The sequence below is a fragment of the Stenotrophomonas sp. YJH_SMC_69 genome (assembly GCF_059370495.1).
Map to the genome: position 1 here is coordinate 46,193 of NZ_JCAFTS010000004.1, position 26,222 is coordinate 72,414.

Annotated in this window: 23 protein-coding genes; 13 read left to right on the forward strand and 10 right to left on the reverse strand. The window is 67.4% G+C overall.

Features of this window, described 5'->3' with window-relative positions:
* Positions 1–9 precede the first annotated feature (9 nt).
* From AC5P8F_RS08125 to hglS, 8 genes are all read left to right on the forward strand, one after another.
* A complete protein-coding gene (locus AC5P8F_RS08125) occupies positions 10–3,009 on the forward strand; it encodes a TonB-dependent receptor (protein ID WP_329768410.1) in 3,000 nt (999 codons plus the stop codon).
* Positions 2,997–4,583: a serine hydrolase gene (locus AC5P8F_RS08130; protein WP_495227863.1), complete on the forward strand. Its 1,587-nt coding sequence runs from the start codon at positions 2,997–2,999 to the stop codon at positions 4,581–4,583. Before AC5P8F_RS08125 ends, AC5P8F_RS08130 begins: the two co-directional genes overlap by 13 nt.
* Positions 4,516–5,229: a M15 family metallopeptidase gene (locus AC5P8F_RS08135; RefSeq protein WP_289213850.1), complete on the forward strand. Its 714-nt coding sequence runs from the start codon at positions 4,516–4,518 to the stop codon at positions 5,227–5,229. The genes AC5P8F_RS08130 and AC5P8F_RS08135 overlap by 68 nt, the downstream gene beginning before the upstream one ends.
* Before the next feature lie 209 nt (positions 5,230–5,438).
* Entirely contained in the window at positions 5,439–5,810 is a 372-nt protein-coding gene (locus AC5P8F_RS08140) for a hypothetical protein (RefSeq protein WP_046428249.1), read from the forward strand.
* Positions 5,811–6,042: 232 nt separating this feature from the next.
* Positions 6,043–6,453 carry an EF-hand domain-containing protein gene (locus tag AC5P8F_RS08145; RefSeq protein WP_014035758.1) on the forward strand — a complete coding sequence of 137 codons (411 nt, stop codon included), beginning with the start codon at positions 6,043–6,045 and terminating at the stop codon, positions 6,451–6,453.
* A 95-nt stretch (positions 6,454–6,548) separates the two neighbouring features.
* Positions 6,549–7,301 carry an HAD family hydrolase gene (locus tag AC5P8F_RS08150; RefSeq protein WP_134808453.1) on the forward strand — a complete coding sequence of 251 codons (753 nt, stop codon included), beginning with the start codon at positions 6,549–6,551 and terminating at the stop codon, positions 7,299–7,301.
* A 31-nt stretch (positions 7,302–7,332) separates the two neighbouring features.
* Complete coding sequence (locus AC5P8F_RS08155) at positions 7,333–7,821, forward strand: hypothetical protein (RefSeq protein WP_049405514.1); 489 nt, start codon at positions 7,333–7,335, stop codon at positions 7,819–7,821.
* Positions 7,822–7,981: 160 nt separating this feature from the next.
* A complete protein-coding gene (hglS, locus tag AC5P8F_RS08160) occupies positions 7,982–9,346 on the forward strand; it encodes a 2-oxoadipate dioxygenase/decarboxylase HglS (protein WP_495227867.1) in 1,365 nt (454 codons plus the stop codon).
* 74 nt (positions 9,347–9,420) lie between these two features.
* Here the strand turns inward: hglS and scpC are convergent, their stop codons facing one another.
* Complete coding sequence (gene scpC / locus AC5P8F_RS08165; protein ID WP_032960979.1) at positions 9,421–10,935, reverse strand: succinyl-CoA:acetate CoA-transferase ScpC; 1,515 nt, start codon at positions 10,933–10,935, stop codon at positions 9,421–9,423.
* Between the two features lie 386 nt (positions 10,936–11,321).
* Between scpC and glnE the strand changes: the two genes are divergently transcribed.
* Positions 11,322–14,117, forward strand: a complete 2,796-nt coding sequence (glnE, locus tag AC5P8F_RS08170) for a bifunctional [glutamate--ammonia ligase]-adenylyl-L-tyrosine phosphorylase/[glutamate--ammonia-ligase] adenylyltransferase (protein WP_495227869.1) — start codon at positions 11,322–11,324, stop codon at positions 14,115–14,117.
* Positions 14,118–14,327: 210 nt separating this feature from the next.
* Here the strand turns inward: glnE and AC5P8F_RS08175 are convergent, their stop codons facing one another.
* The 6 genes from AC5P8F_RS08175 to AC5P8F_RS08200 form a co-directional block, all read right to left on the reverse strand.
* The gene (locus tag AC5P8F_RS08175) at positions 14,328–14,888 is read right to left on the reverse strand and encodes a queuosine precursor transporter (protein ID WP_014645727.1); all 561 of its coding nucleotides are present in this window, start codon (positions 14,886–14,888) and stop codon (positions 14,328–14,330) included.
* A gap of 75 nt (positions 14,889–14,963) precedes the next feature.
* A complete protein-coding gene (locus tag AC5P8F_RS08180) occupies positions 14,964–15,479 on the reverse strand; it encodes a hypothetical protein (RefSeq protein WP_014645728.1) in 516 nt (171 codons plus the stop codon).
* A 31-nt stretch (positions 15,480–15,510) separates the two neighbouring features.
* On the reverse strand, positions 15,511–16,014 hold the full coding sequence (locus AC5P8F_RS08185) for a hypothetical protein (protein WP_014645729.1): 504 nt from the start codon (positions 16,012–16,014) through the stop codon (positions 15,511–15,513).
* 19 nt (positions 16,015–16,033) lie between these two features.
* Positions 16,034–16,885: a DUF2145 domain-containing protein gene (locus AC5P8F_RS08190; protein ID WP_197602877.1), complete on the reverse strand. Its 852-nt coding sequence runs from the start codon at positions 16,883–16,885 to the stop codon at positions 16,034–16,036.
* Between the two features lie 48 nt (positions 16,886–16,933).
* Positions 16,934–17,161, reverse strand: a complete 228-nt coding sequence (locus AC5P8F_RS08195; RefSeq protein ID WP_014645731.1) for a hypothetical protein — start codon at positions 17,159–17,161, stop codon at positions 16,934–16,936.
* Positions 17,162–17,289: 128 nt separating this feature from the next.
* Positions 17,290–18,249 (reverse strand): mitochondrial fission ELM1 family protein, encoded by a 960-nt coding sequence (locus AC5P8F_RS08200; RefSeq protein WP_495227872.1) that lies wholly within the window; start codon positions 18,247–18,249, stop codon positions 17,290–17,292.
* Between the two features lie 126 nt (positions 18,250–18,375).
* On the opposite strand from AC5P8F_RS08200, the gene AC5P8F_RS08205 reads away from it, so the two are divergent.
* Complete coding sequence (locus AC5P8F_RS08205; protein ID WP_005415046.1) at positions 18,376–18,966, forward strand: malonic semialdehyde reductase; 591 nt, start codon at positions 18,376–18,378, stop codon at positions 18,964–18,966.
* Between the two features lie 86 nt (positions 18,967–19,052).
* Positions 19,053–19,760 (forward strand): YceI family protein, encoded by a 708-nt coding sequence (locus AC5P8F_RS08210; protein ID WP_005415047.1) that lies wholly within the window; start codon positions 19,053–19,055, stop codon positions 19,758–19,760.
* A 157-nt stretch (positions 19,761–19,917) separates the two neighbouring features.
* On the opposite strand, the gene AC5P8F_RS08215 is transcribed toward AC5P8F_RS08210, so the two are convergent.
* Positions 19,918–20,319, reverse strand: a complete 402-nt coding sequence (locus AC5P8F_RS08215; protein WP_401747800.1) for a hypothetical protein — start codon at positions 20,317–20,319, stop codon at positions 19,918–19,920.
* Positions 20,320–20,528: 209 nt separating this feature from the next.
* On the opposite strand from AC5P8F_RS08215, the gene AC5P8F_RS08220 reads away from it, so the two are divergent.
* Positions 20,529–21,359, forward strand: coding sequence for a hypothetical protein (locus AC5P8F_RS08220; protein ID WP_495227875.1), 831 nt, complete (start codon positions 20,529–20,531; stop codon positions 21,357–21,359).
* Between the two features lie 161 nt (positions 21,360–21,520).
* Here AC5P8F_RS08220 and AC5P8F_RS08225 read toward each other — a convergent pair whose 3' ends face one another.
* On the reverse strand, positions 21,521–22,318 hold the full coding sequence (locus AC5P8F_RS08225; protein WP_495227876.1) for a siderophore-interacting protein: 798 nt from the start codon (positions 22,316–22,318) through the stop codon (positions 21,521–21,523).
* 60 nt (positions 22,319–22,378) lie between these two features.
* The gene (locus tag AC5P8F_RS08230; RefSeq protein ID WP_169411549.1) at positions 22,379–22,939 is read right to left on the reverse strand and encodes a PadR family transcriptional regulator; all 561 of its coding nucleotides are present in this window, start codon (positions 22,937–22,939) and stop codon (positions 22,379–22,381) included.
* Positions 22,940–23,484: 545 nt separating this feature from the next.
* Here AC5P8F_RS08230 and aceE point away from each other — a divergent pair.
* Positions 23,485–26,172 (forward strand): pyruvate dehydrogenase (acetyl-transferring), homodimeric type, encoded by a 2,688-nt coding sequence (gene aceE / locus AC5P8F_RS08235; protein ID WP_164232748.1) that lies wholly within the window; start codon positions 23,485–23,487, stop codon positions 26,170–26,172.
* Positions 26,173–26,222 lie beyond the last annotated feature (50 nt).

Here is a 26,222-nt window from a genome sequence, read left to right on the forward strand (position 1 = left end):
GAGCAGGGGATGAAGGCTTACAGCATCAAGCGGGCGGCGTTGTGCGTCGCTCTCGGGGCGTGTCTGGGCGTGATCGCGCCCAGCGCATTCGCACAGGATGGTTCAGTGGTCGGCCGGCTGGTCAGCGATGCCGGCCAGGTACCGGCCGGTGCCACGGTGACCGTACGCAACCCGGCAACGGGCTTCGTGCGCTCCGTGCAGGCCGAAGCCAACGGCAGCTACCGCATTCCGCTGCTGCCGGTCGGCACCTATGACATGGAGGTGAGCCTGCCGGGTGGAGGCGCCAGCCGTGTCGGCCAGGTGACGGTCAGTCTCGGCAGCGCGACCACGGTGAACGTGCCGCTGGGTGCGGTCAGTACCCTGGGCACGGTCGAAGTGCGGGCGCCGCAGGTGGTGTCGATGGTGGATGTGAAGTCCACCGAGTCGGCCACCAACATCACCCGCGAGGAGCTGTCGCGCCTGCCAGTGGACCGTGACATCACCGCGGTGGCGCTGCTCGCGCCGGGCGCGGTGAAGGGCAAGGGGTCGCTGGGCGGGCAGGGCATTTCCTTCGGCGGTTCGTCGGTGGCCGAGAACACCGTCTACATCAATGGCCTGAACGTCACCGACTTCTACAACCGGGTCGGCTTCTCGTCGGTGCCGTTCTCGTTCTACCAGGAATTCCAGGTCAAGACGGGCGGCTACTCGGTGGAGTTCGGGCGCAGCACCGGCGGCGTCATCAATGCGGTGACCCGCTCGGGCAGCAACGATTTCAAGGCCGGTGCCGAACTGGTGTTCGAGCCGCGCGCGTGGCAGTCGCAGGCACGCGACCGCTACGACGGCAGCGGCAGCCGCTACATCACCGCCAGCCGCGACGACTACAGCCGCAGCGCGCTGAATGTGTTCGCTTCCGGTGCGCTGGTGCAGGACCGCCTGTTCTTCTTCGGCATGTACGAGGCGCGCGACTATCGTCCCACCTCGACCAATGATGCCGGCACGCGCCTGAGCCAGGGCAAGGCCGATGATCCGTTCTGGGGCGGCAAGATCGATTGGCAGATCACCGACAACCAGATGCTGTCGCTGTTCGGCTTCTCGGACAAGAGCAAGACCCTCACCGACGTCTACGCTTACGACTACGCCACGGGGCAGACCGTGGGCGAGCGCAGCAACCAGATCTACAACACGGTGGGTGGCAAGAACTGGTCCGGTACCTACAGCTGGCAGGTCAACAACGACCTGACCATGAAGCTGATGTACGGCGAGAACAAGCGCAACCGTGTGCAGAGCTCGTTGATGGACCAGAACTGCAACCGCGTGTTCGACAACCGCACGGCCGGCCAGGGCGTGCCGCCGTCACTGCAGGGCGACCGCAGCTGCACCAGCAGCTCGCAGCTGGAGTCGGCGCTGGACACGCGCAAGGCCGCGCGCGCGGACTTCGAATGGACGTTGGGCAACCACCTGCTGCGGTTCGGCCTGGATCGGGAAGAGAACACCTCCGATTACAGCCGCGCCTATCCGGGCCCGGGCGGCTTCCGCTACGACATCTACTACCGCACTCCCGGCAGCTCGCTGAACGGTGGCGTGGTGCCGGCCAGCGGCGTGGTCGTGCGCACCCGTCGCTATGAAGTGGACGGGGCCTTCGAGACGATCAACTCGGCCTACTACCTGGAAGACAACTGGCAGGTGACGCCGAATCTGCTGCTGAACATGGGCCTGCGCCTGGAAGCCTTCGACAACAAGGGCGGCGACGGCAGCAGCTACATCAAGATCGACGACATGCTGGCCCCGCGCCTGGGCTTCTCCTGGGACGTGCGCGGCGATGGCACGACCAAGGTGTTCGGCAACCTGGGCCGATACTTCCTGCCGGTGGCCAACGTCATCAACATCAAGCAGGCCGGTGGATTCCTCGACGAGCGCACCTGGTACGAGTTCCTCGGCTACACCGGCGCAGCCAACAACATCCCCAACCTGGGCGCGCAGATCGGCCCAGTGGACAACTCGCAGGGCGACGGCAGCGTGCCGGACCTGCGCGCGGAAGTGAACCGGGACATGGACCCGGTCTACCAGGATGAAGCGATCCTGGGCTTCCAGCAGATGATCAACGAGGCCTGGTCGGTAGGCGCCAGCGTGACCTACCGGCGCCTGCACAATGCCATCGATGACATGAACATCACCGCGACCGGCCAGTGTGGTGCCGTCGACGGCGTGTGGATCATGGGCAACCCGGGGCGCACCAACACCGTGTGGGGTGACACCGACTGCGACGGCCGCAACGATGGCTGGATCAGCATCGACACCTCGAAGGAAGGTTGGGCGCTGTATGACGACAACGGCAATTATGTCGGCCAGCGCGGCTGGGTGAAGCCCAAGCGTGACTACAAGGCGCTGGAACTGCAGGTCGACCGCGCGTGGGACGGCAAGTGGGGCTTCAATGCGTCCTACACGCTGGCCTATGGCCGCGGCAATGCCGAGGGTCCGGTCAACTCCGATACCGACTTCGCCGATGCCGGTCGCACCGAGAACTTCGACAATCCGTGGGTGAACTACGGGGGCTATGGCTACCTGGCCAATGATCGCCGCCACCAGTTCAAGTTCCGTGGCAGCTACGCGCTGACCGAGAACCTCAGTGTGGCGGCTACGCTGGGCGTGCAGTCGGGCAGCCCGATTACCCGCTTCGGTGCCGGCAATCCGTTCGACGACACCGACTTCCACAGCTACTACGTGTGCGTGTCCAACTGCCAGGCGACGGTTCCGTCCCAGCGCGTGTTCGTGCATTCGCCACGCGGTGGCGATGGCCGCACGCCCTGGACCTATGACCTGGACGTGAGCGTCTCGTACAAGGTGCCGATTCCCACCGATCTGCGCCTGAAGCTGGCGGTGTACAACGTGCTCAACCAGCAGCGCGTGGTGACCGTGGACCAGGACTACGAGCCGCAGGACAGCATCGGCACGCCGAACCCGCTGTACCGCTACGGCACCGGCTTCCAGTCACCGCGCTATGCGCAGTTGACCGTGACATGGGCCTACTGAAGCCCGCACGGCAGGCTCGAAACTGTGTCTGCGCGGCGGCGCTGGCGGTGTTCCCGGTTGCGGTGGCACAGACCACCGCGACCGCCTCCCTCGATGCCGATGTCGCTGCCGTCGTCCAGCTCGAGCACCTGCCCGGGCTGGCGATGGCGGTGGTCGACAACGGGCAGGTGGTCTATCGCCACGCCGAGGGCGCGCGTGGCGATGGCGGCCGCATCGACGAGGACACGTTGTTCAAGATCGCCTCCAACAGCAAGGCGATGACTGCTGCACTGCTGGCGCGGCTGGTGCAGCAGGGCAGGCTGCGCTGGGATGATCCGGTACAGCGGCATCTGCCGGGCTTCCGCATGCACGATGCGTGGGTGGGCCAGCAGATGCAGGTGCGCGACCTGCTGATCCACAACAGCGGCCTGGGCCTGGGCGCCGGGGACCTGATGCTGTGGCCGGAGCCGAACGCGTTCACCCGCGCCGACATCATCGCCGGATTGGCGCACCTGAAGCCGGTCAGCAGCTTCCGCAGCCACTATGCCTACGACAACCTGATGTACGTGGTGGCCGGTGAAGTGGCCGCTGCGGCGGGCGGCAAGCCGTATGACCAGCTGATGCGCGAGCAGGTGTTCGAACCACTGGGCATGACGCGCTGCCAGGTGGGGGCGTGGTCGGTGAAACGCGTGGGCAACGTAGCGCAGCCGCATGCCTGGCGTGGCGAACGCAATGAAGTGGTGAACGCCGATGGTGAAACCAGCCCGGACGTGCCGTCGATGGCGGCCGGCGGCATCCGTTGTTCACTGCGCGACATGACGCGCTGGATGCAGGTGCTGCTCGATCCCACCCTGACGTCCGGCTGGCTGGACACGGAGCAGCGCCGCACGCTGTGGACCCTGCACATGCCGATGCCGCTGGGTGAACGCCAGCGGCGCTGGGACAACGCGCACTTCTACGGCTACGGCTATGGCTGGCGCGTGTCCGACATGGACGGCCAGTGGAAAGTGGCGCACACCGGCACGCTGTCAGGCATGTATTCATCGCTGGCGCTGCTGCCTGACCGGAAGGTGGGCGTGGTGATGCTGATCAACGGCGAAGGCGAGGACGCACGCATGGCCCTGATGCAGGCCGCGCTGAAGCGCTTCACCGCAGCGGACGATGCGCGTCCGGCGATGGACTACCTGGCCGAACTGAAGGCTGACCAGGCAACGCGGGCCGCGACCGGCCATTCGCGGCCATCCACCGCGGCGGCGCAGGAGACGAGCCGCACGGACCTGTCCCGCTGGCAGGGCCGCTACCGCGATCCGTGGCTGGGCGCGGCCTCGCTTTGCCCGGGCAAGGACGGCCTGCGTTTCAGCGTGGACAAGTCGCCCCGGCTGCAGGCCACGGTGCTGCAGCTGCAGGGGCGCTGGCTGCTGCGCTGGGATACGCTGGGCGACGAGGCGCAGGCGTGGCTGCAGCCAGGCGAAGGCCCGGCACCGACGCTGGACCTGCGCGCCATCGACCCGGACATCGACTTCAGCTATGACTTCCAGGACCTGCACTTCACTCGTACTGGCGACTGCGCTGGCGGCGACCACCCGCGCCGCTGAGCCACCGCGCGTTTCACCGGCAACCGACGCGGCCAGCGCCGGACTGGTGGAGATCCGCACGTTGTCGCCGCGCATCGACCTGGATATCCGCTACGCCGGTGCCAACAACTTCACCGGGGCGCGCGTGCCCGGCTACGAGGCGCCATCGTGTTATCTGCTGGCGCCGGTGGCGAAGGCGCTGGCACAGGTGGAACAGGACCTGCGCGGCGATGGCTTCGGCCTGCGCCTCTACGACTGCTACCGGCCGGTGCGTTCGGTGCAGGCCTTCATGGCCTGGGTGAACGATCCGCGCGAGCGCTCGCGCAAGGCACAGCAGTACCCGGACCTGGACAAACCACGGTTGCTGGCCGACGGCTACATCGCCGAGCGCTCTGGCCATAGTCGTGGCGCCACGGTTGATCTGGGCCTGCTGGATTGCCGCAGCGGTGCATGCACGCCGCTGGACATGGCCACCGACTTCGATTTCTTCGGTCCACGCGCGCATACGCAGGCAAGCGGATTGAGCGATGCGCAACAGGCCAATCGCCAGCAGCTGGTGCGCGCGATGGCGCGGCGGGGCTTCGTCAACTATCCGCAGGAGTGGTGGCACTACACCCTGCAGCCCGAACCGGATCCTGGCACCGCGTACGACGTCCCGGTACGGTAGGGGCATCGGCAGGGCTGCGCCCCGCCTCTGACAGTTTCCCGCGTGGTCCGTTGTAGAGCCGAGCCCATGCTCGGCTGCTCCTTGTTCAATCGTCGAGATATTCGATTTGGATGGAGATTCATCCACGCATGGCGTGGATCTACTGTGGCTGCCGATTGGGTCCGGCGCAGATCCCTTACACTGGCCGCCTCTTCATCCCTGCCCACCCGATGAACCTTCCCCTGCACTTCGGCCTGCTCGGCACCCTGGAAGCCGGCGCCATCGCCCTGCTGGTCGGGCTGCTGGTGTACTTCGTGTGGTCGCGGCTGTGCCGGCTGCTGCACTGGTCGGTGGGACATGCGATCGGCTGGTCCTGCGTCATCTCGGTGGTGGCCTCCGCTGGCATCGATGCGTGGAAGCTGTTCTACATGGGCATCGTGCGACTGGAGTCGCCGCTGTACGCGCGCCTGTTCCTGGCCACCATCCACGATCCGAACGAGCTCGGCAGCCGTGTCGTGCTGGAAATCGCCGGCGCGCTCGCCGGTGTCGCCTTGGGATGGGTGTTGTTCAGTTCGCGGTCATTGGAAAAAACCGTCGACTGACGCAGGTTTTTCGTTGCCTGCCGGTTAAATGCAGAGGCGCTGAATGCGCATCTTATGAGCTGCTCACTCCTCGCTAACCAGCGCGCTAAAGCATGCGTGGATGCGAGTGGTTAATCGTGCGTGTGGAGGCCGGTCGCGGCCCAAAATCGATTCAGAAACGCGGTGGCAGGGTAGGTGCCGTGCGGAAACAACAGGCCGCGCAACACCACCCAATATGCAGGAGACACCCCTGATGACTATTCGCAACCGCAAGCCCCTGATCGCCCTGATCGTCGCCGCCGGCAGCGTGCTGGCCATTCCGGCGATGGCCCAGTCGGCCAAGCAGCAGGCCGCACATGCGCAGAATGAAGCGGCGCAGGCCCAGCAGGCGGCAGCACAGGCCGGGCAGGCGGCTGACCAGGCGACCGATGCGGCCGCAGCGGCCTCGGCGCAGGCCAACGGTGGTGGCCAGACCTGGGCCAGCATCGATACCGATGGCAACGGCACCATCAGCAAGACCGAGGCGCAGGTGAACGCCGGCCTGGCCCAGGTGTTCGACCAGGCCGATACCAACAAGGACGGCGAGCTGAGCGCCGACGAGTACAAGGCCTACGTGGCCGCGCAGCAGGCCGGTGCGGGTGCCGGCGCGGCGCAGGGCCGCTGATCCAGACCTGATTCGGGAAGACCGGTGCATGGGGACCCGGGCGGCTGCGGCCGCCCGGGTTTTTCTCGTCATCGCCACCCCTGTATCCTTGGCCGATGAACACGTCCACGCCTGCGCCGCCGCGCGCCATCGGCCTGGTCGGTTTTGACGGTGACGACACGCTGTGGAAGAGCGAGGACTACTACCGCAAGGCCGAGCAGGATTACCTTGACCTGCTGTCGCGCTATGTCGACGTGCACGACACCCAGACCGCGCGCCACCTGCTGGAAGTTCAGCAGCGCCACCTGGGCACCTTCGGCTACGGCGTGAAGAGCATGACCCTGTCGATGATCGAAGCGGCCATCGACATCACCGGCCAGCGCATCGAGGCCAAGGACATCCAGCGCATTCTGGATATCGGCCACGATACTCTGCGCCACCCGGTGGAACTGATCGACGGTGTGCGCGAAGCCGTGGCGGCCATCGCCGAGCACTACCCGGTAGTGCTGATCACCAAGGGCGATCTGTTCCACCAAGAGGCGAAGATCAAGGTCGCCAACCTGGCCGAGCTGTTCCCGCGCATCGAGATCGTTTCCGAGAAGGACCCGGAAACCTACGCCCGCGTGCTGGCCGAATTCGAACTGCCGATGCAGCGCTTCGTGATGGTCGGCAACTCGCTGCGCTCGGACATCGAGCCGGTGGTGACCCTGGGTGGCTGGGGCGTGCATACCCCGTACGCGGTGACCTGGGCCCATGAGACCCAGCACGGCGTGGCCGACGACGAACCGCGCATGGTCACCGCCGATACCGCCCACGACTGGCCGGCCGCACTGGCGGCGATCGAGGCCAAGGCCGCTGCGGCGGCCTGACAGGGCCCGGCAGCTGCGGCAGAATCGTGGCATGAACGTTCGACTGCGCGCGCTGTTGTTGTCCCTGCTGCTGGCGCCGGCCACCGTGCTGGCCCAGCAGACCGCCGAGCGTTCGGCTGCGTATGAGGTGGCAACCGGTGACCGCTGGATCGATGCCCAGTTGCAGGACATCAACCATTACGCCGAACGCTACCCCGATGCCTTCCTCGATGAAGTGTCGCGCTACGCCGATGTCCCCCGCGGCTACATCAATGCGCTGTTCACCACCCATGGCTGGCAGGCCGGGGATATCTATTTCGCCTGCTTCTGGGCCAAGGCCAGCGGCCAGACCTGCCGCGACAGCGTGCGCGCCTTCAGCCAGGACCCGGAGGGCGGCTGGGAAGCGGTGGTGAAGCGCATGCCGGCCAAGCCGGACAACCTGCATTACCGCGCTGTGCGGCATGCCATCGTGGCCAGCTACCAGCACTGGGACCGGCCGATCACCCTGGATGCCACCCTGAAGCGGCAGTTGAAGCGGTAGTGCCGGCCGTTGGCCGGCAACTGCACCCTTACAGGCATCAGGAGGTTGCCGGCCAGCGGCCGGCATTACCCGGCCATGTTGCTCTGCGTATCGCCGCCGCCGCGCGCTCCGGCGACAATACGGGTCCGAGCTGTTCCCCGTTCCCGTAATCGAGTGACTGATGAGCGCCTCTTTCGTTTCGCCTGATGTGATCCGCCGCCTGTTCGCGCAGGCCATGTCCCGCATGTACCGCACCGAAGTGCCGCTGTACGGCACGCTGGTGGAACTGGTGGAGCGGATCAACGCGCAGGTGCTTGCCCAGGACCCGGCACTGGCCGCGCAGCTGCAGCGCAACGACGAGCGTGCGCGCCTGGACGAAGAGCGCCATGGCGCGATCCGCGTCGGCACCGCGCAGGAGCTGGCGACGCTGCGCCGCCTGTTCGCGGTGATGGGCATGTACCCGGTCGGCTACTACGACCTGTCGGTAGCCGGCGTGCCGGTACACTCCACCGCGTTCCGCCCGCTGACCGGCGCCGCGCTGGCGCAGAATCCGTTCCGCGTGTTCACCTCGCTGCTGCGCCTGGAGCTGATCGAAGACGAAACCCTGCGTGCCGAGTCGGCGAAGATCCTGGCACGCCGCCGCATCTTCACCGACGGCGCACTGGCGCTGATCGACCAGGCCGAGCGTGACGGTGGCCTGTCGCAGGCCGACGCCGAGCGCTTTGTCGACGAAGCACTGGAAACCTTCCGCTGGCACGGCGATGCCACGGTCGATCTGCCGACCTACCACGCGCTGCACAATGCGCACCGCCTGGTGGCCGACGTAGTCAGTTTCCGTGGCCCGCACATCAACCACCTGACCCCGCGCACGCTGGACATCGACGCGGCGCAGGCGGCAATGATCGAGCACGGCATGGCGGCCAAGGCGGTGATCGAAGGGCCGCCGCGCCGCGCCTGCCCGATCCTGCTGCGCCAGACCAGCTTCAAGGCGCTGGAAGAGGCCGTGCATTTCCCGGATGCGGACGGTGGCGATGCCGGCACCCATACCGCGCGCTTCGGGGAGATCGAACAACGCGGCCTTGCGCTGACCCCGAAGGGCCGCGCGCTGTACGACCAGCTGCTGTCGCAGGCACGCGATGCCGGTGGCGAAGGCAGTACCGGTGGCGACTACGGGCAGCGCCTGCAGGCGGTATTCGCCAGCTTCCCGGATGACCATGACACGCTGCGCCAGGAAGGATTGGGCTACTACCGCTACCAGCTGACCGACGCCGGCCGCGCCGCGCCGGAACGCGTGGCCGATCTGCCTGCCGAAGTGCTGGTGGCCGCCGGCCTGGCCACGGCCGATCCGATCGTCTACGAGGATTTCCTGCCGGTCAGTGCCGCGGGCATCTTCCAGTCGAATCTGGGCGGCGAAGAACAGCGCGCGTATGCCGCGCACGCCAACCGCGAGGCTTTCGAGCAGGCGCTGGGCGTGGCGGTGAATGACGAGTTCGAGATCTACGAGCGGCTGCAGGCCGAATCGCTGGCGGCGCTGCGCACCACGTGAGGTAGAGCCGGGCGCTGGCCGGCTGTAGGGGAAGCCGGCCAGCGGCCGGCTCTACCCGATGTCCGGACCCGGGGTCAGCCCTTCATCGTGCCCGTATCCAGCCAGCGCTGGTGCCACGACAGTGCTTCGGGCAACAGGTGCGGGGTGTGCTTGCCGTAGCTTTCGCGGCTGGCACGGTCGAAGTAATCCTGCAGCTGCGGGCGGAAATCCGGGTGCGCGCAGTTGTCGATCAGCACCTGCGCGCGCTTGCGCGGGGTCAGGCCACGCAGGTCGGCCAGGCCCTGTTCGGTGACGATCACCGACACGTCGTGCTCGGTGTGGTCGACATGGCTGGCCATCGGCACGATCGCCGAGATGGTGCCGTTCTTGGCAGTGGACGGGCTCAGGAACGCCGACAGGAAACCGTTGCGGGCGAAGTCACCCGAACCGCCAATGCCGTTCATGATCCGCGTGCCCATCACGTGCGTCGAGTTGACGTTGCCGTAGATGTCCACCTCGATCATGCCGTTCATGCCGATGCAGCCCAGGCGGCGCACCAGTTCCGGATGGTTGGAGATCTCCTGCGTGCGCATGATGATGCGCTCGCGGTAGAAATCGATGTTCTCCTTGAACGTCTCGTTGGCCTGCGGGCTCAGCGCGAAGCCGGTACACGAGGCGTAGCTCAGCACGCCATCGCGCAGCAGGTCGAGCATGCCGTCCTGGATCACTTCGGTGAACGCGGCCAGGTCGCGGAAACCGCTCCTGGCCAAGCCGGCCAGCACGGCGTTGGGGATGTTGCCCACGCCCGACTGCAGCGGCAGCAGGTTCGGCGGCAGGCGGCCCTTCTTCACCTCGTGCTTGAGGAACTCGATCAGGTGCGAGGCGATCTGTTCGCTGGTCGCATCGATCGGACTGAACGGGCTGTTGCGGTCCGGGCCGTTGGTGCGCACCACGGCCACGATCTTGTCCGGGTCGCAGCGCAGCGCGGTGTCGCCGATGCGGTCGTTGGCGTTCACCAGCGGAATCGGCTTGCGGTGCGGTGGCAGCGCGGTGCCGTAGTAGATGTCGTGCATGCCGTCGACGCCGGCCGGTTGCCATTCGTTGACCTCGACGATCACCTTCTTGGCCAGGTCCAGCCAGGTCTTGTTGTTGCCGACCGAGGTGGAGGGCACCAGCGAGCCATCTTCGCGGATGGCCGAGACTTCGATCACGGCGGTATCGATCTCGCCGTAGAAGCCGAACCACACGTGCTGGGCGACGTGGCTGAGGTGGATGTCGATGTAATCCAGCTTGCCCTCGTTGATGCGGTTGCGCGCATCCGGATCGCTCTGGAATGGCATGCGCATGGCGATGCCATCGGCCTTGGCCAGCGCGCCATCGAGTTCCGGCGCGGTGGAGGCGCCGGTCATCAGCTTGATCTGGAAGGGCTGGCCCTGGGCGTGCACCGCTTCGATGCGGCGGGCCAGTTCCACGGGAACGGCCTTGGGATACCCGGAGCCGGTAAAGCCGCTCATGGCCACGGTTTCACCGGGCTGGATCAGCGCGGCTGCGGCCTCGGCGGAGACCACGCGGTCACGAAGACGCGCGTTGGCGATGCGATCAACAGACATGACGACAGTGTTTCTGGGGGGAAAGCCGATTATCGGCCATCCTCATCCGTACGGGGGGTTCTACCTTCGTGGAATGGCTTTTCCCCACCGGGGTCACCCATACCCACCGGTTTTGTTTTGCAGTGCAGCGTGCAAAGTGCTTTCGCAGCCCGCACGATGGCCCTGCATCCCGACGTGGGGGAGGGAGCAGAGCCCGCTGGCAGTTCGCTGCAAGCGGGCTTTTTTATTGCCTGCCGCCCAGAATGAATGCGTGGCACCCCTTCGGGGTCGGATCCTTTTGCCAAGGGCAAAAGGCTCTGACCCCAGCAGCGGCATCAACCGGCGGCACCTCGGGGTCAGAGCCCTTCGCCGTTGGCAAAGGGATCCGACCCCGCGAGAATCAGCGCATGACCCTCGCCACCGCTGACCTGCCCGCCACCCTGCAGCCCCTTGTCGACCGCGCCCTGGCGCGCCTGGCCCAGGTCCTGCCCGAGCCCGTTCCGGCGGAGCTGCTGCCGCTGCTGACCCGGCTGGCGGTGGCCAGCGACTTCGCGCTGGACACCCTGGTGCGGCAACCGGCGCTGCTGGCGCAGCTGGCCGCGCCCGGCTGCCCGCCGATCCCGGCGCCGGTGCTCGATCCGCTGCAACCCAGCGACTGGCCGGCACAGCTGCGGCGCTGGCGCACCGCGATGTCCACGCGGCTGATCTGGCGTGACCTGGCCGGGCTGGACGACGTGGCGCAGACTCTGGCTGGCGCCACCACCCTGGCCGAGGATTGCCTGCGGCTGGCGCTGGACGCCCTGCAGCAGGAATTCGCACAGCGGCACGGCGTGGTCCGTGATGGCGCAGGCATCCCCCAACAGCTGGTGGTATTCGGCCTGGGCAAGCTCGGCGGTGGCGAGCTCAACTTCAGTTCCGATATCGACCTGGTCTATGCGTACCCGCAGGGCGGCGAATCCGACGGTCCGCGCGCGCTGGCCGCCGAGGAGTATTTCGCCCGCCTCGGCCAGCGCCTGGCCAAGCTGCTGGACGAAACCACGGTCGATGGCTTCAGCCACCGCGTCGACCTGCGCCTGCGCCCGTTCGGCAGCGCCGGTCGCGTCGCGCTGTCGTTCGCGGCGATGGATCAGTACTTCCAGCGCGAAGGCCGCGACTGGGAGCGCTATGCGTGGCTGAAGGCGCGCGCGGTGGCCGGCGACATCGACGCCGGCGAAGCGTGGTTGCAGACCCTGCGCCCGTTCGTATACCGCCGCTACCTGGATTTCACCGCGCTCGACGGCCTGCGTGAGATGAAGGCGGCGATCACCGCCGAAGTCGCGCGCCGCGAGCTGCACGAAGACATCAAGCGCGGCGCCGGTGGCATCCGCGAAATCGAGTTCCTGTGCCAGGCGCTGCAGCTGATCCGCGGTGGCCGTGAGCCGGCGCTGCGCGAGCGCCGCCTGCTGGTGGCACTGGACGCGCTGGTGGCCGCCGGACAGATTGCGCCCGACGATGGCGCTGCGCTGCGCGAGGCCTACCTGTTCCTGCGCCGGTTGGAGAACCGCCTGCAGATGCTGCGCGACGCGCAGACCCACGTGCTGCCCAGCGACGCGCTGGACCGCGCGCGCATTGCCATCGGCCTCGGCTACCCGGATTGGGAGGTGCTGCGCGCGGCACTGGTCGAACAGCAGCAGCGGGTCAGCACCGAATTCGCCGCGCTGCTGGCCCCGCGCAGGGGCCAGGCCGCGCCCGACGCGCTGGCCAACTACTGGCGCAGCCTGCCCGAGGGCAGCAACGCGCCGTTGCTGGCCGAAGCCGGTTTCCTCGATGCCAATGGCGCCGACCAGTCGCTGCGCGATTTCGCCCAGGGCACCGGCGTGAAGTCATTGTCCGATGCGGCGCGTGCGCGGCTGGATCGCGTACTGCCCGCGTTGCTGCATGCGGCCACGCGTTCGCCGCAGCCCGATGCCGCGCTCAAGCGCGTGCTCGGCCTGCTGCAGGCGGTGCTGCGCCGGACCAGCTATCTGGCGCTGTTGGATGAACAACCGAGCGCGTTGGCGCGTCTGGTCGATGTGCTGGCGCGCAGCGCGCTGCTGGCCGAGCGCCTGGTCGCGTATCCGCTGCTGCTGGATGAACTGCTGGATGTGCGCGTGTCCGGACCGATGCCCGATGCGGCCGGCATGCTGGCCGAGTGCCAGCAGGTGCTGGCGGTGGAAGATCCCGAATCGGCACTGCGCTGGCTCAACGAGACGCGGCTGGCGCTCAGTTTCCGCATGGCGATGGCCACGCTGGACGGCCGCCAGGGCGCGGTGGACAGCACGCGGCAACTGGCCGAACTGGCGCAGGCGGTGGTGGTCACCGTGCTGGCGATGGCCGAGGCGGACATGCGCGCCGCGCACGGCGCGATTCCCGGTGGACGTTTCGCGATCATCGGCTACGGCAGCCTCGGCGGGCTTGAACTGGGCTTCGGTTCCGACCTGGACCTGGTATTCCTGCACGACAACCCGGCCGGCGTGGAGGCCAGCGACGGCGCGCGTCCGCTGGAGCCGGGGCGCTGGTATGCGCGGCTGGTGCAGAAGGTGATGGCGCTGCTCGGTGCGGTCACCGCCGCCGGCCGCCTGTACGACATCGACGTGCGCCTGCGCCCGGATGGCGGCAAGGGGTCGCTGGTGTCTTCGCTGGCCAGCTACACCGAATACCAGCGCGAACGTGCGTGGACCTGGGAACACCAGGCGCTGGTGCGCGCGCGTGGCGTGGCCGGCGATGCCAGCCTGCTGGCCGATTTCGAGCAGGTGCGTGCACAGACGCTGGGGCGTGAGCGCGACATGGGTGTGCTGTATGCCGACGTGCTGAAGATGCGCGGCCGCATGCGCACCGAACTGGACCGCAGCGACGCCGCACGGCTGGACCTGAAGCAGGGTGCGGGCGGCGTGGTGGACCTGGAATTCCTGCTGCAGACCGGTGTGCTTGCGCGCAGTGCGCGGCACGTGGCGTTGCTGCAGCCGCGCGATACGCCGTCGTTGATCAATGCGTTGGCGGTTGCGGGCTTCCTGCCCGATGCCACCGCGCAGGCGCTGCATGGCGCGCACGCCACGCTGTTGGACGTGGGCCTGGCCTGCACGCTGGACCGCCGCCCGCGGCTGGCCCCGACCACGCCGGCGATTGAAGAGGCGTGTGCAGCGATTACGGCGGCGTGCAGAGCGGCAGAGCTGCCGTTCGCCTGAGTGCCGGATGGCGGAGGACTGCAGTTGGTAGATGCCAACCTTGGTTGGCATGAATGCCAAGCGCCAACCAAGGTTGGCGACTACCGGCTCAATGGCCCTGCGATGGCCGCTCCTGGTGGGTGCCGACCGTTGGTCGGCACAATCTGTCAGCAGCGATGAGTTCTGCAGGGCGTGTCGACCAACGGTCGGCACCCACCGGATCAATGGCGGTCAGCTGGTGGCGCGCAACGGCGCCATCTTCCACAACAACGCGCGGAACGGGGCCAGCAGGCAGACACCGATCGCCAGCTTCACTGCCAGGTCGCCGGCGGCCCAGCTCACCCACGGCAAGGTGGAACCGGCAAACGCGATCGACCAGAAAAGGGTGGTGTCCACCGTCGCGCTGCAGGTGGTGGCCACCATCGGTGCGCGCCACCAGCTGCCGCGGCGCAGGCGGTCGAACACGGTGATGTCCAGCAGCTGGGCCACGATGAACGCCGAGCACGAGGCAATGGCGATGCGCGGGGTGGCCACCCAGATCGACAGCAGCACCGCCACCGCGAAGCCGATCCACGCCACGCGGCGCGCCGGGCCCGGGCCGAAGCGGCGGTTGATCAGGTTGCTGACCAGGAACGCGACCGGATAGCTGAAGGCGCCCCAGGTCAGCCAGTCGTTGATCGGGTACTGCACCAGCACGTTGGACAGCAGCACCACTGCACCCATGGCCAGTACCGCCAGCACCAGGGCGCGCGGGGTCAGCGGGGCAAACAGAGGGGCAGGACGCACGGACATGGCGAGCCAGGGGGACAAAGGGGATCGCCCATTATCCGCCCGGCCTGCGGCAAAGCCAAAACCGGTCGTTCAGCTTTACAGCGCTTCACTCATCACATCACCGGCGGCATAGGCCGTCGGCACATAGGCCAGGGTCTGGCCCTGCGCGCTCTTCACGTTCCAGCCGGCACCGGCCTCGGTGGGGTCGAAATGCACCCGTTGCCCGACCACGAAGGCTGCAGTCGGGTTCTCGCCCGGCGGCTGCACCGGCCAGCGCAGGGTGGCGGTGTGGTCGGCCTTGTCCGGTACCTGCAACTGCACCTGGCGTTCGCCCGTGGGCGTGGTCTCCACCTTCTTCACTTCCATCGGCGGCAGCGGCACCGCCTTGGTGCGGGTCGCCCTGGCATTGCGTTCGCTGGCCTTGAACGGCGCCTTGGACAGTTCGGACAGGCCCATCGAGGCCGCCATCGGCAGCGACAGCACCACGAACGAGGTCACGATCACGCTGGCCTCGCTGCTGTTCAACTGCGGCGCGGCGCCGGCATGGACGGTGGGCACCAGCAGCGCTGAGAGCAGCAATGCAGTGGTGGGAACGCGCAGGCAACGGAACATGGAGACCTCCTGGTCAGCGTGGGGCGGCGGCTCAGCGCCGGGTATCGAAGATGTCGCGCGGGCCGGTAGCCTCGGGCAGGTATTCCAGCGCACGGCCCTGGTTGTCCTTCAACTGCCAGCCCTGGTCATTGCCCGTCGGCTCGAAGTTCACGGTCTGGCCCACGGTGAACTGCACGGCCGGGTCGCCAACGCCGCGCGGGTACTGCATCGACGCGGTGTTCTGCGGATCGTTGGCATCGCGCAGCAGCACTTCGCGGCGGCCGTCGACGGTAGTGGCAATCGCGCTCACCTCCATCTGCGGCAGCTTGATCTGCTGCGGGCGGGCCAGCGGCTGGCCGGCATCGGCGGCATCCTGGGCTTCCTTCGCCGCGGCGGCGCGGGCCGAGGCCACCATCTGCGTGGACATTTCCAGGCTCGGTCCCTGCGGGCCCGGGTCATGGATGATCACGATGCGGCGTTCGGCATGGGCGGCCGATGACCAGGCCAGCGCGGTGACGATCAGCATCGATACCAGGGAGTTGTGCAGCAGACGCATGTCGTTCTCCTTGCGGGATTCAGGGCGAGGCGGCGGTGGCACCGGCCACCGGCACATGGGGGATCACCAGTTCCTGCTGCAGCTGGCTGCGCTGGTGCAGGAAGTCGAACACCGATTCCACCGTCACCACCGAATAGTTGCCGGAGATGCGTTCGCCGGCCGGATGGTCGGTGGTGGTGGCGTTGGCCACGAACAGGCGCGCACCCACGCGCTTGCCCAGGCCGATATGCAGCACGCTGGGCTGGTACTTCTGCTGGCGCAGCCACTGCTGTGCCTGTTCGCGCTTGACGATGGCCGGCGCGCCTTCGGCCTGCGCCATCGCCGCCGCCAGCACTTCCAGCACCCACTGGTTGGAGTTCTGGTAGTCGGTGGCGAACGGGTAGGCGACCACGTTGTACTTGGTTTCGTGCAGTGCCTTGGGCTGGATCGAGGGCGGCACCAGCATCGCGCGCAGTGCGGCACGCAAGGGGGCCGACGGCACGCCGATGCGCAGGTCGGTATGGCCGCCGCTCTCGCCGACGAAGTTGCCGAGGCCCTCGTGGTACAGCTGCGAGCTGTCGGTCTTGCAGCGGTTGAGCAGGTGCATCGCGCGCCAGCGGCCGTCGTCCTCGCGCAGCAGGAAGGCCAGGTGGCTGTGGCGCAATCCATAGCGGCTCAGGTCCTGGCCACCGCGCGCGGCGACCACCACGTCCACATCGGGCAGCGCGTCCAGGCGTTCGGCGGTGGTCCAGGCCACGTCCAGCATCGCCGCCTGCGATGCCACACTGGGGTAGCGCTCGCGGCAGGCGGTGCTGTTGGCCCAGGCCGGTGCGGTCGCCAGCAGGCTGGCGATCAGCAGCGCGGCGCGGGGCAGGCGGGAAAAACGATCCATGTCGGTACCTTCAACGGCGGGCAGGCCCGCGCGCCGATCATACGCTGCTCAGCGCAGCGGGCGATCCACGCCCTTGCGCTTGAGCTCCTTGTCGCAGGCGTCACTGATGGGAGCCACCGGCAGTGGCGGGCGCTGGCCCTTCGGATCGCGCAGCGCCGGTTGTTCGCGGTACGCGTCCAGCTGCTGCTGGCATTGATACGAGATCGGATCCAGCTCGGTGGGCGCGGTGGAACACGCGGCGAGCAGGGCCAGGGGCAGCAGGAGCAGGGTACGCATGAAGATGTTCAGTCCAACGGGGGGCCTTGGACTGTAACCGTGGTGCCGGATCGAAATGTTCAGAACACGCTGCGCACCCGGCATTACCGCGATGCCAGGCGCCCAGGATTGCCGGCCAGCGGCCGGTACTACCCCAGTGCCAGGCGCTGTTTCACTTCCGCCGCCACCCGCGCGGTTTCGCGCAGCGGCTCGATGCGGTCGTACTGCCAGTCCAGCCAGTGCGCCTGCAACCGCCCGCGTTCGCGCAGCTGCTGCTGGAAGCGCGCCAGGCGGCCCTGCGCTGTGTCGGCCAGCGCCACCATCACCGGCATGCGCGTGGCGCACGCCTCCGAGAGCAGGTTCACCGAATCGGGCGAGACCACCACGCGGTTGGCCCAGCCGAGCAGGCCGCCATAGGGATTGGTACCGTCGCCACCATCGCCCCAGATCACGTGCGGCAGGTCGGCGAACTTCGCGCGCAGGATCTCCGCCAACGCCGGCGGCGTGCGTCGCGAGGTGGTGGCCAGCAGGCTGCCGCCTTCGCTGCGGATCTGGTCGGCCAGCGCCTGGAATACACCGACCATCGCCGTCTCATCCCACGGCGCCAGTGGCGTCGGCCCGCCCACCAGCAGCGCAGTGCGCGGGCCGGGCAGGGTGCTGAAGCCGGCGAACGCGGCGCGGCCCCAGGCCAGCCAGTCATCGTCCACCGGGTTGAGGCTGCCGAGCAGGGTCAGCACGTTGCTGCCGCGCAGGGCGTCGTGTTCGGGCACCACCACCACGTCCCAGTGGCGCGCGCCGATGCGCGGGTCGAGGATCTGCACCACCTGGCTGCCGCGTGCGCGCAGCACGCGCAGGGCGCCAGCGGCCTGGCGGCCACAGCCGATCGCCAACGCCGGGGCGTCGGCAGCCAGCGTCGCGAAGGCCTCGCCGTAGCCGTTCACATCGCCGGGCAGGCGCCGCGGCGCCAGCCAGCGCCAGGGCGCGCGCGGTTGCAGCAGCAGCGGTCGGTGGGTGCCCTGGCGCAATGCCGAGGCCAGCGCGACCGCCTGGCGGACATTGCCCGCGCGGCCGTCAGTGACCGTCCAGGGCGCGCTCGATCGTTTCACCATTGGCATTAATTCGTTTCAGTCCTGCTGGGTGTTGCAACAGTCGCGACACTCTACACTGCGGCTCGTCGATTCGCCCCGCGCCGCCCGCGGGCACTGACTTCCTTTCGCCGCCCTGGAGATCCACCGATGTCCCACGCGCTCGACGCCGCCGCCCTCGATCAGCTGTTCCGCACGGCCCGCACCCAGAACGCCTTCCTCGACAAGCCGGTCCCCGAGAGCCTGCTGAAGGAACTGTACGACCTGGTGAAGTGGGGCCCGACCGCGGCCAACACCACGCCGGCCCGCTTCGTCTTCGTCACCTCGAAGGAAGCCAAGGACAAGCTGGCCCCGGCGCTGTCCGAAGGCAACCTGGCCAAGACCATGGCCGCGCCGGTCACCGTCATCATCGGTTTCGACCTGGACTTCCACGAGAAGCTGCCGTACCTGTTCCCGCACACCGATGCCAAGGCCTGGTTCGACGGCCCGCAGGAAGGCCGCCACGAAGCCGCCATCCGCAACGGCAGCCTGCAGGGCGCCTACCTGATCCTGGCCGCGCGCGCGCTTGGCCTGGATGCCGGCCCGATGTCCGGCTTCGACCCGGCCAAGGTCGACGAAGCCTTCTTCGCCGGCACCTCCATCAAGTCGAATTTCCTGGTCAACCTGGGTTACGGTGACCCGGCGGGCCTGTTCCCGCGCCTGCCGCGCCTGTCGTTCGACGAAGCGGCGCGCATCGCGTAAGTCGCTGTATCGGTTTCGGGCCCGCCGTCGTACGGCAGGCTCTTGCTGCACCGTGTACCCACCCTACGATCCGGAGAGTTCCTCAGATGAGCGCCACCCGTAAACTGCTGCTGCCGCTGGCCCTGACCCTGGCCATCGCCGCCTGCTCCAAGCCGGCCGACACCGCTGCCCCGGCCGCCGATGCCGCCGCCCCGGCCACCACCGAGCAGGCCGCCACCCCGGCCGCCGATGCCGCCGCTGCTGCGCCGGCTGCCGAAGCGATCAAGATCGCCTCGGGCACCTACAAGCTGGACCCGAGCCACACCGACGTGCTGGCGCAGTGGAGCCACTTCGGCTTCTCCAACCCGAGCGCGCACTTCGGCAACGTCGAAGGCACCCTGGTGTACAACGCCGAAGACGTGACCAAGTCCACCGTGGAAGTGAAGCTGCCGCTGAGCGGCCTGAACAGCTTCACCGCCAAGTTCGACGAGCACCTGAAGAGCGCCGACTTCTTCGACGCCGCCAAGTTCGCCGATGCCACCTTCAAGAGCACCAAGGTGGAAGCGGCCGGCACCAACAAGCTGACCGTTACCGGCGACCTGACCATCAAGGGCATCACCAAGCCGGTCACCCTGGACGTCACCGTCAACGGCGGCGGCGAGCACCCGATGGCCAAGGTTCCGGCCGCCGGCTTCGATGCCACCACCACCCTGAAGCGCAGCGATTTCGGCGTCGGCGCGTATGCTCCGAATGTCAGCGATGAAGTGAAGATCCGCATCACCACCGAAGCCACCGGCGAAAAGCCGGCCGCTTGATGCACCCCGCTCACTCGTCGTGAGAAGGTAGAAGGCCCGCTGAAAAGCGGGCCTTCTTTTTGGGTGCGGGGGAACGCGCATTGGTAGATGCCAACCTTGGTTGGCACATGGGCACTCCGCAGGCCAACCAAGGTTGGTCACTACCGGGTATGCGCCCTCAGCGCAACGCGCCCAGCCACGCCCCACATGCTTCGCTCGGGCTCTGCTTGGCCTTCACCGCCAGCCCGCTGGCCCGTGCGAACGTCTGCGCGGCCTGCGCCACCACCTGGCGTGCGATCAGCGCCGCCTGCTTGGTCGCGGCCTGCTGCTTGCGCAGCTGCACGATGTTGATCGAAGGCCGGCCCACCGGCGCGTACTTCTGGTCGCGGCGCAGCACGTCGGCCACCTGGGCCACTTCGAATTCGGCCTGCAGGTAGCGGTGTTGTGCCGCCACCAGCTCGCGCAGCGGCGCGCGCAGCACGGCGGTGTCGGCGAACGCGGCCAGCGCCGCATCGCAGGCGGCGTCATCGGCAAAGCGGGTACGCAGCGCGTCCACGCTGGCCAGGGTCAGTTTGGCCATGTGGGCCTCGTTGCTGCAGGAAAGGAGCGCGATTGTCGCATTGCTTGGCGGCTGATGCGTTGAACCGGGTGTCGGAATCCCTGTAGAGCCGAGCCCACGCTCGGCTCATCGCGCGCAGTGCGAGGGTTTTCCGATGGCGGAACGAAGAGCAGCCGAGCGTGGGCTCGGCTCTACAATGGCCCGCTGTATCACCCACGGAAGGAAGACCCATGCAGGACGCGCAGTACTGGTTGAACGAATTCTGGTCGGGCCTGAGCGTGCTCGATCTGCTGGGCGGCAGCGTGCTCGGTACGCTGCTTGGCCTGGTGCTGGGTATCCTCGGCTGGCGCTGGCCGCACAGCCGGGGTTGGTTGCAGCGGCGCAAGCGCTGGCATCACTGGCTGCTGGCCAGCTACGTGGTGCTGCTGCCGCTGGCCACGGCCTTCTTCGGCCTGCAGCTGGGCTTCACCGCCGGTGCGCACCGCGCGCTGTTCAAGCAGCTCGATCATTTCCAGCCGCACCTGCAGACCCTGGTGGAAGGCTGGAGCGAAGGATTCACCGACTCGCTGGACGACCCGCGCATGCGCGAGGCATTGCGCAGCCAGGGCACGGTGGGCGATGTGGCCGACACCATTGCCTCGGCCTACCTCAGCGAACATCCGTTGCCCGGCCTGGACCGTCTTGGCAATGGCCCGTTGGCACGCGGCACCGGCTGGGTGATCGGCAAAGTGCGCGAAGGCCTGCTGCGCGGCATGGTGGAAGACACGCTGGTGGACAAGGCCGACACGGTCGGGCTGGAACCCAAGGTGGTGCGCGAGGCGCTGACCATGCATGTGGATGAGCTGCTGCACACCCGTGGCGTGCTGCGGCTGGTGAAGGCGCAGATCAACGGCATGATGCCCGGCGTGTACTTCGGGCTGCTGCTGCCGCTGCTGGTCATCGCGCTGCTGGTGGCGCTGGAGATCTGGGCCGCGCAGCGGTTCGGGTGGACGGGGCAGGTGGCCAAGCCGCCGGTCGCGGTCCCTCTAGAGCCGAGCCCATGCTCGGCTCATCGCGCGTAGCGCGATGGGTCCATCGGTGGCCGAGCGGAGAGCAGCCGAGCGTGGGCTCGGCTCTACACAGTCAAAGGCGTGCGGACCAACGGTCCGCACCCACCAGGCAGGTTCTGGTGCATGGGGTCAGATCCCTTTTCCACAGGAAAAGGGATCTGACCCCGAGCCGGTCAATCGCCGTCGGCTTCGTCCGGGTGGGCCTTCCAGTAGCCGGTCGAGCGGATCCAGTCGCGCGGCACGCCCAGGTGGCCTTCGATGAACTTGCGCATCATCCGCGCGCGGCGCGATTCGGTGGCGATCCAGTAGAAGACATCGCCGTCCGGGGCCTCGAAGTCGGTCAGCATGTCTTCCAGCAGCGTGCTGCTGGCCGCCGGGAAGCCGTTGCGCTCCAGCCAGTGGATGCGCACGTTCTCGTACTGCGGCAGGTCCTGGCGTTCGGCCTCGTCGCGCACTTCAATGAAGGCCTGCACCTCGGCAGCGTCCGGCAGCACGTCCAGCCAGCGGGCGATGGCCGGCAGCGCGGTTTCATCGCCGATCAGCACGTAGGCGTCGTAGGTGTCGGCCACCACGAACGAGCCACGTGGGCCGCCGATCACCAGCGTATCGCCCGGCTGCGCGCGCTCGGCCCACGGCCCGGCGACGCCCTGGTCGTGCAGCACGAAGTCGATGGCCAGCTCGCCGGTTTCGTGGTCCCACGCGCGCGGGGTGTAGTCGCGCGACGGCGAGGGCGCCTTGCCGTCCGGGTAGCTGCGGCCTTCGGCGGTCAGCACCGGCAGCACCATCTCGCCGCTGGCATTGGGGAAGAACAGCTTGATGTGGTCGTCGGCGCCGGGCGAATCGAAGCCGGCCAGATCGTCGCCACCCAGCACCACGCGGCGCATGTGCGGGGTGACCTCTTCGGTGCGCAGCACGGTCAGTTCACGGAAGCGCACATCCAGGCGCAGGCGCGTGTTGTTGTGTTCGGTCATGGGGATACCTGTAAAGGTGTCGCGCGGGGGCGCGCGGCATGGGGGAGGACCTGGCTGGATTCAGTCTGGCTGGGTCGTTGAAAACGGTGGGCTCTCGCTACCGGCGGTACCGTTGAGCAGGGCCGAGGCCCTCGTCAGCAGCGCCGCCACTTCTTCCGCCTCGCCCTCGGCCCAGCGGCCGTGGTGATGCACCAGCGCCCGCTTGAACTCGCGCAGGGCGGTGGCCAGCGGCGGCGGCAGCGAGGCCTTGGTGATCTCGCGGGCGCGGTCGAAGGCTCGCCGTTGCGCCAGACGCACCTGGGTGCGCTGCACCTTCAGCTCGAACTCGCCGGCAGCGGTGATGCGGAAGATCCGCTTGCCATCCACTTCCTCGGCCTCGATCCAGCCGGCCTGCTCGAAGCTGGCCAGCAGCGGGTACATGGTGCCGGCGCTGGGCGTATAGGCCTGCATGAACTGGTTGCTGATCAGCTGCATCAGCTCGTAGCCATGGCGCGGCTGCTCGCCGATCAGGGCCAGCACCAGCAGGCGCAGATCGCCGCGGCTCAGCACGCGCGGCTGGCCGTTGCGGCGCGGCACCGCCGAATCGGTGGAACGGGCTCTGGGAGAAGGGGTGCGGCTCATTTCGATATATCGGTAAACGAGTGTGCAAACGATATATCGATATATCGAAGCTGGCAATCACCGATCCGGCCACAAGCAGGTCCGTTTTGGGCCACGGGCGGCCGCGTGCACAGCAAAAGGGGCGCCCCTTGCAGGGCGCCCCGGCGATGCTGTGGAAGGGAGCAGGGCCGCCAGGCCCCTCACTCGCGGCCCACGCTGGACCCGCAGCCGGTACCGATCCAGAGGCAGGTGCGACATGTTGTCGCCGGTTCAGTACCGTTGCCCGAACCGCCCCTACAGCGGTGCCGGAGTTGCCCTACAACCGTCATCGGCAGCGGTAACACTGCGTCCTGCACATGGGCGCAGCGGCCCGCAAGCGACAGCCCGCGCAGCCGCCAAGGCCCGCCGCAGGGCCGTCAGCGGGCGCGGCAAGCCCCTTGCGGACACTGGCCGGTTGCATCCATACGCCTGCGTAGCCAAGTGACGAAAGCCCTTGGTGCGCTACACTTTGCGGTCTAGAAATCTATACAACAGTCGCGCGCGTGCGTGCGGTTATGGGAGCGCTAATGAACTGGTTGAACGAGGTGCTGAACAACGACCCGAATCCTGTGGAAACCCAGGAGTGGATCGAGTCGTTGAAGGCCGTTATTGATGTCGAGGGCTCCGAGCGCGCGCATCAGCTGCTGGAAGGCATGGTGGAACTGACCCGTCGTTCGGGCGCCTACCTGCCGTTCTCTCCCACCACCGAATACGTCAATACCATCGAACCGCAGTTCGAGGCCAAGAGCCCGGGCAACGCCGAGCTGGAATGGCGCATCCGTTCGATCATCCGCTGGAACGCGATGGCCACCGTGGTCCGCGCCAACCGCAAGCCGGGTGACCTGGGCGGCCACATCGCCTCGTTCGCCTCCGGCGCCACCCTGTACGACGTAGGCTTCAACCACTTCTGGCGCGCCCCGAGCGAGAACCACCCGGGCGACCTGCTGTTCATCCAGGGCCACAGCGCCCCGGGCATCTACGCGCGTTCCTTCCTGGAAGGCCGCATCAGCGAAGAGCAGCTGGACAAGTTCCGCATGGAAGTGGACGGCGGTGGCCTGTCCTCGTACCCGCACCCGTGGCTGATGCCGGACTACTGGCAGACCCCGACCGTGTCGATGGGCCTGGGCCCGCTGGCCGCCATCTACCAGGCGCAGTTCATGCGCTACCTGGAAAACCGTGGCCTGATCGAGAAGTCCGACCGCAAGGTGTGGTGCTTCATCGGCGACGGCGAGAGCGACGAGCCGGAAACCCTGGGTGCCATCGCCCTGGCCGGCCGTGAAGGCCTGGACAACCTGATCTTCGTGGTGAACTGCAACCTGCAGCGCCTGGACGGCCCGGTGCGCGGCAACGGCAAGATCATCCAGGAACTGGAAGGCGTGTTCCGTGGCGGCGGCTGGAACGTGATCAAGCTGCTGTGGGGCGGTTACTGGGATGCCCTGCTGGCCAAGGACACCAACGGCGTCCTGAAGAAGCTGATGATGGAAACCGTCGACGGCGAATACCAGAACTGCAAGGCCTTCGGCGGCGCGTATACCCGCGAGCATTTCTTCGGCAAGTACCCGGAAACCGCTGCGATGGTCGCCGGTCTTTCCGACGACGACATCTGGCGCCTGAACCGTGGTGGCCACGACCCGCACAAGGTGTACGCCGCCTACCACCAGGCCGTGAACACCAAGGGCATGCCGACCGTCATCCTGGCCAAGACCGTGAAGGGTTACGGCATGGGCAGCGCCGGTGAGGCACTGAACCCGACCCACCAGACCAAGAAGCTGGACGACGAAGCGGTGCGCCACTTCCGCGACCGCTTCAACATTCCGGTGAGCGACGCGCAGCTGGCCGACGGCCAGGTGCCGTTCTACCACCCGGGCCCGGATTCGCCGGAAGTGCAGTACCTGCAGGAACGCCGTGCCGCGCTGGGCGGTTACCTGCCGCAGCGCCGCCGCAAGGCCGACAAGACCTTCGTGGCACCAAAGCTGGAAGCGTACGAGCGCCTGCTGAAGAGCAGCGGCGAGCGCAGCTACTCCACCACCATGGCCTTCGTGCAGAGCCTGAACATCACCCTGCGCGACAAGGAACTGGGCCCGCACATCGTGCCGATCGTGGCCGACGAAGCCCGTACCTTCGGCATGGAAGGCCTGTTCCGCCAGATCGGCATCTACGCGCCGTTCGGCCAGAAGTACAAGCCGGTCGACGCCGACCAGCTGATGTTCTACCGCGAAGACCAGAGCGGGCAGGTGCTGCAGCAGGGCATCAGCGAGCCGGGTGCGATCAGCTCGTGGATGGCCGCCGGTACCAGCTACTCGGTCAGCAACGTGCCGATGCTGCCGTTCTACATCTACTACTCGATGTTCGGCTTCCAGCGCGTGGGCGACATCGCCTGGCAGGCCGCCGACATGCGTACCCGCGGCTTCCTGCTGGGTGGCACCGCCGGCCGCACCACGCTGAACGGTGAAGGCCTGCAGCACGAAGATGGCTTCAGCCATCTGGTGGCCGGTGGCATTCCGAACGTGCGCAGCTACGACCCGACCTTCGGCTTCGAAGTGACGGTGATCCTGCAGCACGGCACCAAGCGCATGATGGAAGATCAGGTGGACGAGTACTACTACGTCACCCTGATGAACGAGAACTACACCCACCCGGAAATGCCGGAAGGCGCGGCCGAAGGCATCGTCAAGGGCATGTACCTGCTGACCGACGCCGGCAAGCCGAAGAAGGGCGAGCTGCGCGTGCAGCTGCTGGGTTCGGGCACCATCCTGCGCGAAGCCATTGCCGCGGCCGAGCTGCTGGACAAGGACTTCGGCGTGACCGCCGACATCTGGAGCTGCCCGAGCTTCAACGAACTGCGTCGCGATGGTTTCGACGTGGAACGTGCCAACCGCCTGCATCCGGAAGGTGAGCAGCGCAAGGCCTACGTGACCGAGCTGCTGGAAGGCCGCCAGGGCCCGGCGATTGCCGCCACCGACTACGTGCGTGCGTATGCGGACCAGATCCGTGCGTTCGTGCCGATGTCGTACACGGTGCTGGGTACGGATGGCTTTGGTCGTTCGGATACCCGTGCGAACCTGCGTCGGTTCTTTGAGGTTGACCGGTACTACATCGCGCATGCCGCGATTGCGGCGCTGGCGAAGGAAGGGAAGATGACCGCGAAGGACGTGGCCCGGGCGATCAAGCAGTACAAGATTGATCCGGAGAAGGCTAATCCTGTTGGGGTCTAAGGATTTGAGATGATCGTGTGAGAAAAGGGCGGCGCTGCCGCCTTTTTCTT

Excerpts from the sequence above, each read along its gene's own strand:
- AC5P8F_RS08220 (WP_495227875.1), top strand. The coding sequence starts at position 20,529 with ATGCAGGACGCGCAGTACTGGTTGAACGAATTCTGGTCGGGCCTGAGC.
- AC5P8F_RS08230 (WP_169411549.1), bottom strand. The coding sequence starts at position 22,939 with ATGAGCCGCACCCCTTCTCCCAGAGCCCGTTCCACCGATTCGGCGGTG.
- AC5P8F_RS08185 (WP_014645729.1), bottom strand. The coding sequence starts at position 16,014 with ATGCGTCTGCTGCACAACTCCCTGGTATCGATGCTGATCGTCACCGCG.
- AC5P8F_RS08135 (WP_289213850.1), top strand. The coding sequence starts at position 4,516 with ATGACTTCCAGGACCTGCACTTCACTCGTACTGGCGACTGCGCTGGCG.
- AC5P8F_RS08225 (WP_495227876.1), bottom strand. The coding sequence starts at position 22,318 with ATGACCGAACACAACAACACGCGCCTGCGCCTGGATGTGCGCTTCCGT.
- AC5P8F_RS08130 (WP_495227863.1), top strand. The coding sequence starts at position 2,997 with ATGGGCCTACTGAAGCCCGCACGGCAGGCTCGAAACTGTGTCTGCGCG.
- AC5P8F_RS08150 (WP_134808453.1), top strand. The coding sequence starts at position 6,549 with ATGAACACGTCCACGCCTGCGCCGCCGCGCGCCATCGGCCTGGTCGGT.
- AC5P8F_RS08180 (WP_014645728.1), bottom strand. The coding sequence starts at position 15,479 with ATGTTCCGTTGCCTGCGCGTTCCCACCACTGCATTGCTGCTCTCAGCG.
- aceE (WP_164232748.1), top strand. The coding sequence starts at position 23,485 with ATGAACTGGTTGAACGAGGTGCTGAACAACGACCCGAATCCTGTGGAA.
- AC5P8F_RS08155 (WP_049405514.1), top strand. The coding sequence starts at position 7,333 with ATGAACGTTCGACTGCGCGCGCTGTTGTTGTCCCTGCTGCTGGCGCCG.
- AC5P8F_RS08145 (WP_014035758.1), top strand. The coding sequence starts at position 6,043 with ATGACTATTCGCAACCGCAAGCCCCTGATCGCCCTGATCGTCGCCGCC.
- AC5P8F_RS08195 (WP_014645731.1), bottom strand. The coding sequence starts at position 17,161 with ATGCGTACCCTGCTCCTGCTGCCCCTGGCCCTGCTCGCCGCGTGTTCC.
- AC5P8F_RS08140 (WP_046428249.1), top strand. The coding sequence starts at position 5,439 with ATGAACCTTCCCCTGCACTTCGGCCTGCTCGGCACCCTGGAAGCCGGC.
- glnE (WP_495227869.1), top strand. The coding sequence starts at position 11,322 with ATGACCCTCGCCACCGCTGACCTGCCCGCCACCCTGCAGCCCCTTGTC.
- AC5P8F_RS08175 (WP_014645727.1), bottom strand. The coding sequence starts at position 14,888 with ATGTCCGTGCGTCCTGCCCCTCTGTTTGCCCCGCTGACCCCGCGCGCC.
- hglS (WP_495227867.1), top strand. The coding sequence starts at position 7,982 with ATGAGCGCCTCTTTCGTTTCGCCTGATGTGATCCGCCGCCTGTTCGCG.
- AC5P8F_RS08210 (WP_005415047.1), top strand. The coding sequence starts at position 19,053 with ATGAGCGCCACCCGTAAACTGCTGCTGCCGCTGGCCCTGACCCTGGCC.
- AC5P8F_RS08215 (WP_401747800.1), bottom strand. The coding sequence starts at position 20,319 with ATGGCCAAACTGACCCTGGCCAGCGTGGACGCGCTGCGTACCCGCTTT.
- AC5P8F_RS08125 (WP_329768410.1), top strand. The coding sequence starts at position 10 with ATGAAGGCTTACAGCATCAAGCGGGCGGCGTTGTGCGTCGCTCTCGGG.
- scpC (WP_032960979.1), bottom strand. The coding sequence starts at position 10,935 with ATGTCTGTTGATCGCATCGCCAACGCGCGTCTTCGTGACCGCGTGGTC.
- AC5P8F_RS08205 (WP_005415046.1), top strand. The coding sequence starts at position 18,376 with ATGTCCCACGCGCTCGACGCCGCCGCCCTCGATCAGCTGTTCCGCACG.
- AC5P8F_RS08200 (WP_495227872.1), bottom strand. The coding sequence starts at position 18,249 with ATGGTGAAACGATCGAGCGCGCCCTGGACGGTCACTGACGGCCGCGCG.
- AC5P8F_RS08190 (WP_197602877.1), bottom strand. The coding sequence starts at position 16,885 with ATGGATCGTTTTTCCCGCCTGCCCCGCGCCGCGCTGCTGATCGCCAGC.